Here is a 3649-nt window from a genome sequence, read left to right as displayed (position 1 = left end):
GGGCCGGCCGCGCCCGCCGCGGCCGGATGCATGCCGCCCGGATTCGGCGGCACGAATCCGCCGGCGCCGGGGGAGATCGAATCGGAGGAGGAATTCATCGCGTCGCCCCGCCCTTACCCGCGTATCGCCCAGAACTCCATCGAGAGCCCAGGGAATTCGCCGGCGAAATGAAAAGCGAGACCGCCGGAGCGCGCCAGCTGCTTCCACAGGTCGCTGCCCTTGTCGATCTCGAAGTACGTATGGCCCGCGTGATACGGGATCTGCCGCGGCGCGACCGGCAGCTGGCGCATCGTGATGCCCGGCAACTGCAACTGCACGAGGTCGCGGATCCGCTCGACCGGCCCGAGCTTCGCCTGCGCGGGAAACCGAGTGCGCAGGCTGTCGGCCGGGACGTCCGCGCGCACCGCGAGCACGAAGCCGGCCGTGTCGCGCAATGCCGGGTCGGCCAGCGTCGCGACACGGATGCCGTTGCCCGCATCGCGCAGCTCGATCTGGATCGCGTTTTGCTCGAGCACCGTCGACAGCGACCGGCGCAGCTCGGTCATCAGCTCCGCGAAGCTCGTGCGCAGGTCGTCATGGACGTAGACCGCGAGCGACTGCGGGCGCCGGCCGGCCGCCGTGAACGTGCTCAGGTCGCACGCGAGTTTCAGCCAGTCGCAGAACAGCGCCTCCGGGTGCGTCGACACGTGCTGCTGCGCATGCCAGGTCAGCGCGAGATAGCGGTTCACGAGCTGCAGCAGCAGGAAATCCGCGACTTCCGACACGCCGCCGCGCCCGGGCTCCGACAGCCGTTCCGCGAGCGCTTCGCTGCGTTGCGTGAGCAGCCCGTGCAGCTCGCGCGCATACGCCAGCAGCACGGTGTCGTGCTGCGCCACGAGGCGCGGCGGAATGTAGCCGTCGTCGACGAGCAGCCGCGCATCGGTGCGCCGTTCGACGATCCGCGCAACGCCGAGCGCGTGCCAGTCGCCGGTCAGTTCGGCCTCCAGCATCAGCCGCACGTTCAGGCGTCCCGTCTGCAGCAGCGCGGGGCCTAGCGCGACTGCGTTCGCGTCGGCCACTTCGTATTCGCGCACGACGTAGCGCGCGACATCGGCACCGCTGTTCGGGCCATTCGCGCCGTTCGCGGCATTGCCGCTGCCTGCACCCGCACCCGCACCGAACGACACCTCCTCGCCGCCGCCGCGCCACAGCGGCAGCGCGAGCACGACGAGCTGGTCCTTCGCATCGGCCGGTACGTCGAGCGGTTCGGGGAGATCGTCCGGATGGGACAGGTCGAACGGCGTGCCGTCGCGCATCACGCCCGACGCGGTGCGCAGCGCGACCTTGCCGAGCGCCAGTTGCTCGCGATCGAGCTCCAGCGTGTCGAAGCCCCAGTAGAAGCCTTGCAGCGGCAGACAGCGCAACGCGACGTAGCGTTCCCAGTGCCGTTCGAGCTGCTGGAAATGCTGCGGCCGCAGGAACATCCCCTCGGTCCACACCACCCGCTGGCGGAGCGCCGCGACCGGCGTCGCGGACATCGTCGGTTCGGTCATGGGCGCCCCTTCGCATCGTTCAGTGCGATGCCGCCATTGCGTACGGCGATCGACAGCTTCAGTTCGCCCGGCGACGTCTGCCAGAACTTGTAGAGATTGAGCTGCTTTGCGCGCGGCAGCGGCACCGTCAGCCGCCAGCGGTTCTTTTCGAGCATGCGGTATTCGGCGACCACGCCGACCGCGCCGGCCTCGACGTTGCCGCGATAGTGCAGCGTGCGCGACTCGCCCGGCCGCAGGATCACGCGGTCGGTGCCCAGCAGGTCCGCGCCGAGCACGTTTTCCGGCTTGTCCTGCAGCGAGAAGAAGTCCGCGCTGTCGAACGATGAGGCCGCGCGGAGCTGGAACACCTTCAGCACGATCGGCGAAGGCTTGCGGTTCATGTCCGGGTTGACGTCGGGCGCGACGTCAACCGTGATCGCATACGGCACCGCCGCGGCGTGCTCCGTCGCACCGCACCCCGGCAACAGCATCACGCATCCCCATACGATGAAACTGCTCGACCGCCATTGCATATTCCACCCTCGCCACCCAATAGCCACGCGCCGGTTTTCAGCTTCGAAACCGGATGATCTGATTGAAAAAGGGACAATTAATTGATCGGTAATTGTGTAACCTGCATATCCATCCATTGCAATCCGTGTCGGCAAATTGTTCTTGTAAAAAGCCGGGTCATATCAATCAGGGTTTTTGAAAGTCGATTTGGCGAGATGATGGGCAATTGAATTGATGTTGGTAAATTAATGGCAAAAGTTAATCCGACCGGTGCGCATGAGCGGCCCGGTTCTGTGGCGTGGACACCTGTCGAATGGGCACGGGGCGCAAGCCGGCCGGCCGCCGAGCAAGGGACGCTCGCGACACTGGTGGTGTGCCAGGCTATTCGCTTTGCACGAACGGACGGTCCGGTTTTTCGTGCATTGACGCGTGCTGACCAAACAACTGACGAATCCGAAAAACACAGCGAACTATAGGCCGTTTTTCCTGTTTCACAAGCACTGAAATTCGTAGTCGATTCTGTATTCAGGTGGAAACGGATTGGTGAAATGAAACAAAACGTAACAGCCGGTTCTGTGCCGATGATTGGCACTAGAATCCAACAGCGCTTGTGTGCCACCTTCCAATTACGCCAATCTTTAATTTCAATAATGAAAGGTCGTTCATCGCTCGTTCTTTTCCTCGGCGCATTGTTGCTGGGGGCCGGCGGGTGCAGTACGTCCCCGACACAGTCGGCTGCACGCGCGACGGTCGATAGCGCGCGCGCCGCGTACGACAGCGGCGACTACGGGCGCACGATCGCGCTGCTGAGCCATGCGAAGGAGATCGACGGCGCCGACACCGACACGCAGGTCGCCGCGCACAAGCTCCTCGCGTTCAGCTACTGCGTGACGAACCGCATCACGCCGTGCCGCGCCGAGTTCTCGAAAATTCTCGACCTCAACCCGCGCTTCGACTTGTCCCCTGCCGAGAAGGGGCATCCGATCTGGGGGCCCGCGTTCGAATTCGCGCGCCGCAGGCATGCGTCGTCATCCTGAACGAACCGGCTGCCACGCGAGCGCTTCACCGAGCGACGTATGACATGCAACTGATCGTGATCGAACATGCCGGCGAGCCGGTCGAAAACGACTCCTACGACGCAGTCGTGTTTCATCCGCCGGGCGGCACCATCGGCCGGGCCAGCGACAACCATCTCGTGTTGCGCGACGACACACGGCAGATTTCGCGGCTGCAGGCGCTGCTGCAGGTCGGCGACGACGCGTGCCTGCTGAAGAACCTGAGCAGCGTATCGACGATCGAAGTGAACCGCGAGCCGGTCGGCTACGCGCAGGAGCGCCCGCTCAACACCGGCGACATCATCCGCATCGGGCCGTACGTGCTGCGCGCCGAACGTGACGACGGCGGCGATGGCGACGACGCACCGGTCATCGACATGGCGACCGGTGCCGGCGCGCACGCCGATCCGCAGGCGCAGGCGCGCGCGTCAGCGGCCCCCGCGCAAGCATCGGCTTCGCGGATCGATACGAAAGGCGCCGGCAACCGGCTATGGGGGCTACTCCAGGATCGTCTCGCGCCGCGCGGCAAGGCGGCGGACGCCGGCGCACGGCCAGGTGGCTCCGCACGTG

The 3649-nt window shown here is 65.4% G+C and carries 4 protein-coding genes; 2 read left to right on the top strand and 2 right to left on the bottom strand.

The features are described from left to right. Positions 1–113 precede the first annotated feature (113 nt). Together tssK and tssJ are read right to left on the bottom strand one after the other, a co-directional pair. Positions 114–1532 (bottom strand): type VI secretion system baseplate subunit TssK, encoded by a 1419-nt coding sequence (tssK, locus tag G3O00_RS41110; RefSeq protein WP_206146424.1) that lies wholly within the window; start codon positions 1530–1532, stop codon positions 114–116. Then, positions 1529–2044 carry a type VI secretion system lipoprotein TssJ gene (tssJ, locus tag G3O00_RS41105; protein ID WP_206146423.1) on the bottom strand — a complete coding sequence of 172 codons (516 nt, stop codon included), beginning with the start codon at positions 2042–2044 and terminating at the stop codon, positions 1529–1531. The genes tssK and tssJ overlap by 4 nt, the downstream gene beginning before the upstream one ends. 630 nt (positions 2045–2674) lie before the next feature. On the opposite strand from tssJ, the gene G3O00_RS41100 reads away from it, so the two are divergent. Then, a complete protein-coding gene (locus G3O00_RS41100; RefSeq protein ID WP_027791608.1) occupies positions 2675–3061 on the top strand; it encodes a TssQ family T6SS-associated lipoprotein in 387 nt (128 codons plus the stop codon). Positions 3062–3105: 44 nt separating this feature from the next. Next, positions 3106–3649 (top strand): FHA domain-containing protein (locus tag G3O00_RS41095; RefSeq protein WP_206146422.1); only part of this gene is annotated, 544 nt, incomplete at its 3' end.

Source organism: Burkholderia sp. Ac-20384 (genome assembly GCF_017104605.1).
Classification (GTDB): Bacteria; Pseudomonadota; Gammaproteobacteria; order Burkholderiales; family Burkholderiaceae; genus Burkholderia; species Burkholderia lata.
This window is presented reverse-complemented; position numbering and strand designations above follow the sequence as displayed.

Excerpts from the sequence above, each read along its gene's own strand:
- tssK (WP_206146424.1), bottom strand. The coding sequence starts at position 1,532 with ATGACCGAACCGACGATGTCCGCGACGCCGGTCGCGGCGCTCCGCCAG.
- tssJ (WP_206146423.1), bottom strand. The coding sequence starts at position 2,044 with ATGCAATGGCGGTCGAGCAGTTTCATCGTATGGGGATGCGTGATGCTG.
- G3O00_RS41100 (WP_027791608.1), top strand. The coding sequence starts at position 2,675 with ATGAAAGGTCGTTCATCGCTCGTTCTTTTCCTCGGCGCATTGTTGCTG.